Here is a 3,899-nt window from a genome sequence, read left to right on the forward strand (position 1 = left end):
AACGCACCGTGGACGGTAGAGCTACTTTGTGGAGCAAGAGAGAGCGTTGTCTGCACACTTTCTGCATCTTTGTAGCCAGTCCCTGCGGGGAGGGCCCCGTCTGCGGTACGCTGCCGCCCTTGGCCCGGCAAGCGGGCCTGCGGAGAGCGTTCATGAAGACCCACAACATCGAAATCCAGCGCGTGAAATCCATGGCCCACGACGTTCACGGCATGGTGCATCTGAAGGTCGATGCGCTGGTGCAGACGGTGACCAACCACGACGACGAGCCGTCCAGCGTCATCAGCCTGACCGAGGCGAACCTGCGCGTGCTGCAGGCGTTGATCAAGAACCAGCTGCTCGAGCTCGACAAGCGCAAGGCGCGCAGCCGCTTTTGAAGATGACCACCCCCACGTCGCTTCGCTCCTGCCCCCCGAGGGGGGCGCTCAGCCCCCTTGGGGCGGCCCGGCGTCGACTGAGTTGAAACCGGGTGTGACCCCGGGCCGCCGCGCCCTACAGGCCGGCGCTGCAAGGCCGATGACAGGGGCGAGTGCCGTTCGATCCGGCCTTCAACCCGCCTGTGCACGCGAGCGAAGTGACCACTGACGGTTACCAGTTCTCGCGCCACAATGGTGCCTTCGACCCATGATCCCCGATGACCGTGCCCTCCGTTCCCACCAAGACCTCGCGCGGCCATGACGAGCTGCGCACCCGCACGCAGCGGCTCGGTCAGCGGCACCGCACGGTGCTGTTCCTGGTGGACGGCCGGCGCACGCTGGCCGAGGTGCTGAGCCTGGCGCACCAGGCCGGCGCGCAGACCGTGCATTTCGAGGAACTGGTGCGGCTGGGGCTGGTCGAGATTCCTGCCGAACAGGTGGTGTCGGAGGCGATCGACAGCGGCTCCGGTGCGCTCGATGCCCCCAAGCTCACGAGCGTGGCCCTGGACGTGCCGACACCGCACCAACCCGAGCCTGAACCGATCGTCCCCGTCATCACGCCGCTCACGATCGACGAGCATGCCGACGCGGCACCGATCGACGCGGCCCACCTGTCGTCCACCTCGATGATTCCGCCACAAGCGGTGGCGCCGCCATCGATGCACGCGCCGGTCGACGAACCGATCGCACTGGAGCCCTCTGTGCCACGGGCGCGCCGGGTCGAGCCCGAACCCGCACCACCGGTGCAACTGGTGGAGACGGCCGTGCCGTGGTCCGACACCATCCCGCTTGTCGAGGAACCCAGGGAGGCCGTCTGGGTCGCGCCCGTGCCGGCCGTGGCAACGAAGCCGGCGAAGAAATCAGGCGCCCGCGCTGCGGCGGGCGGCGTGACGGCCGTGCTGAACAAGGCGTTGGGCCGCGGGCGTGCCAAAGCTGTCGCAGACTTGCCGCCGGTGACGCCAAAAATCGAGAAACCGTCATCGGAACAGCAACTGATCGCCCAGGTGCGCGAGCTGCTGCTCGACACCTTGCGCATCGATGCGCCGCTGTTCGCCGCGCTGACCCACGGCAAGGTGCGTTCGGCGCAGACCCAGCGCGACCTGATCGAGCTGGTGTGGGAGATCGAGCGCCACAACAGCCATGCGCGCATGTCGCGCGACGAGCTGATCAGCCTGCAGCAGGCGCGCGAACTGCTCGGCATGGGCAACACGCTGGTGGCGGGCGACAGCCAGTCCGACCGTCACGACGACTGGCCGACCACGCAGCCGCGGTTGTGACGCCGCCGCGAGGCTTCTGGCTCAGTTCGTTGCCGCGCGGGCGGTGCCGAATTCCTTCGTGAACCAATCTGCCAGCAGGGTCTTTTCGCGGCCGAGCGGACCCCGGGCGGTGTCCAGCCCGGCGGATCTCCGCGAGGCCAGGTCGCTCAACGCGGCGTCGCCGGAACGCAGCGTCTGGCCGCCGGACACCAGCGTGTAGCGCAGCCAGATGCGCGCGCTGTCGTGGTTGTCGCGGACCACCCGCAGGTCGCCGCGCGAGCTGTGCCGCACGTAGCCGGCCAGGTCCACGTCGAGCAACTCGACCTGCAGCGATTGGCCGGCCGGCAGGTTCTGCGCCGCGAGCGACTGCAGCTGGTCGGCCAGCAGGCGCAGGTTGGCGTCACGTTCGCGCGGCGTATCGCCGGCGTCGACGAAGCGTTCCGGCTGCTGGTAGCCGACCTCGGCCGAACCTGCAGCCAGGGCCGGTTCGGCCACGCACGCCGCGAGCGCGGCCCATCCGATGATCGATCCGAAGCGCATCGTGAAACTCCTGAAGCCTGACTCGCAACGGTACGCTGCCGTTCGTGGGCGTGCAAGCGTGCCCGACGGCTCCTCCCAGCGGCTACCATCCGCCCGCACTCCCGGAAAGGTCTCTGCCATGCGTCGTCTGCTGATCCCCTTGTTGCTGGCCACGTCGCTGCTGGGCGCCTGCGCCTCCGTCGTCAATCCGGTGACGGGCCGCAGCGAACGCACGGTGATGGACGAGCCGTCCGAGATCGCCGAGGGCAAGAAGGCGCACCAGGAGGTGTTGAAGGAATACACCGTGCTCGACAGCGCACCGGTGCAGGCCTACGTGAACGACCTCGGCCAGCGCCTGGCGAAGCAGTCGCACCGGGCGCAGCTGCAATGGACCTTCACCGTGCTCGACAGCCCCGAGGTCAATGCCTTCGCGCTGCCGGGCGGCTACGTCTACGTGACGCGCGGCATCATGGCCTACATGGAGAGCGAGGGCGACCTGGCCGGCGTGATGGGCCATGAGATCGGCCACGTGACGGCCCGCCATGGCGCGCAGCGCGCCACGCGCCAGCAGACCGCCGGCATCGGCGTGGTCGCGGCCACCGTGCTCGGCGCGGTGCTGGGCATCGGCGACGTGGCGAACCAGGTGTCGCAGAGCGTCGCGGCCGGCTACATCGCCTCGTACAGCCGCGACCAGGAGTCGCAGGCCGACCAGCTCGGCGCCGAGTACCTGGTGCGCAACCGCTACGACCCGAAGAAGATGGTCGAGGTGATCCAGGTGCTGAAGCGCCAGGAGCAGTTCGCGGCCGACACCGCGAAGGCCGAGGGCCGCAGCGCCTCCGGCGGCAACAACTGGCTGGCCTCGCACCCGAGCAACGACCAGCGCCTGCGCGACATCACGACGATCGCCGACGGCTATGCGAAGGACGCCGACTATGTCGACGAGGGCCGCGATCGCTACCTGCAGACGATCGCCGGGCTGCCGTTCGGCGAGAGCCGCGCACAGGGCGTGACGCGCGGGCGCGGCTTCTACCATGAGCCGCTGGGTATCGCGCTGAAGGCGCCCGAGGGCTGGAAGGTGCAGAACTCGGCCGAGGACATCACGCTCGTCAATGCCGCGGGCGATGCCGGGCTGGTGGTGATGCTGGCGCCCGCCAAGGCCGGCAGCACGCATGAGGAGATCGTTCGCAGCGTCTTCAAGCCGACGCAGGGCAAGTTCGACAAGCTCGAGCTGAACGGCCTGAAGGCGAGCCGCTTCACCGGCACCGCGACGACGAAGCAGGGCCAGGCGCGCGCCGTCGTCGCGACGGTGGTGGACGGTCCGCAGAACAACCGCTTCGTGTTGCTGCAGGCGTCGAAGGATGCCGCCGCGCTGCAGCGCAACGCGGCCGGGCTGAAGGAGGCTGAAGGCTCGTTCCGCGCACTGACCGCGGCCGATCGCAGCGTGGCGAAGCCGTGGACGCTGAAGTCGGTGCCGTTCCCGCGCGGTGGCTTCGCCGAACTGGCGAAGCAGTCACCGCTGCCGCAGGCCGAGGCGCAGCTGAAGCTGATCAACGGCGTCTACGGCGGCGGCAAGGACCCGGCCGTGGGGCAGCGGGTCAAGGTCGTCGAGTGACGCTCATTTTCCCCAGCTGTCCTTGAGGCTGGTGATGCGGTTGAAGACCAGCTTGCCCGGCTTCGAATCGATGCGGTCGGCCACGAAGTACCCATG

4 protein-coding genes are annotated in these 3,899 nt (G+C 68.8%); 3 read left to right on the forward strand and 1 reads right to left on the reverse strand.

Annotated features, from left to right (window positions below; translation table 11 throughout):
* The first annotated feature begins 152 nt into the window (after positions 1-152).
* Positions 153-377 carry a hypothetical protein gene (locus tag AC1D12_RS27175; RefSeq protein ID WP_047505575.1) on the forward strand — a complete coding sequence of 75 codons (225 nt, stop codon included), beginning with the start codon at positions 153-155 and terminating at the stop codon, positions 375-377.
* A 257-nt stretch (positions 378-634) separates the two neighbouring features.
* Positions 635-1,693, forward strand: coding sequence for a hypothetical protein (locus AC1D12_RS27180; RefSeq protein ID WP_477827596.1), 1,059 nt, complete (start codon positions 635-637; stop codon positions 1,691-1,693).
* A gap of 21 nt (positions 1,694-1,714) precedes the next feature.
* Here AC1D12_RS27180 and AC1D12_RS27185 read toward each other — a convergent pair whose 3' ends face one another.
* On the reverse strand, positions 1,715-2,212 hold the full coding sequence (locus AC1D12_RS27185) for a DUF3016 domain-containing protein (RefSeq protein ID WP_477827597.1): 498 nt from the start codon (positions 2,210-2,212) through the stop codon (positions 1,715-1,717).
* A 118-nt stretch (positions 2,213-2,330) separates the two neighbouring features.
* On the opposite strand from AC1D12_RS27185, the gene AC1D12_RS27190 reads away from it, so the two are divergent.
* Positions 2,331-3,803 carry a M48 family metalloprotease gene (locus tag AC1D12_RS27190; RefSeq protein WP_477844140.1) on the forward strand — a complete coding sequence of 491 codons (1,473 nt, stop codon included), beginning with the start codon at positions 2,331-2,333 and terminating at the stop codon, positions 3,801-3,803.
* Positions 3,804-3,899: the final 96 nt, after the last annotated feature.

The sequence above is a fragment of the Rhizobacter sp. P1_G5 genome (assembly GCF_056405435.1).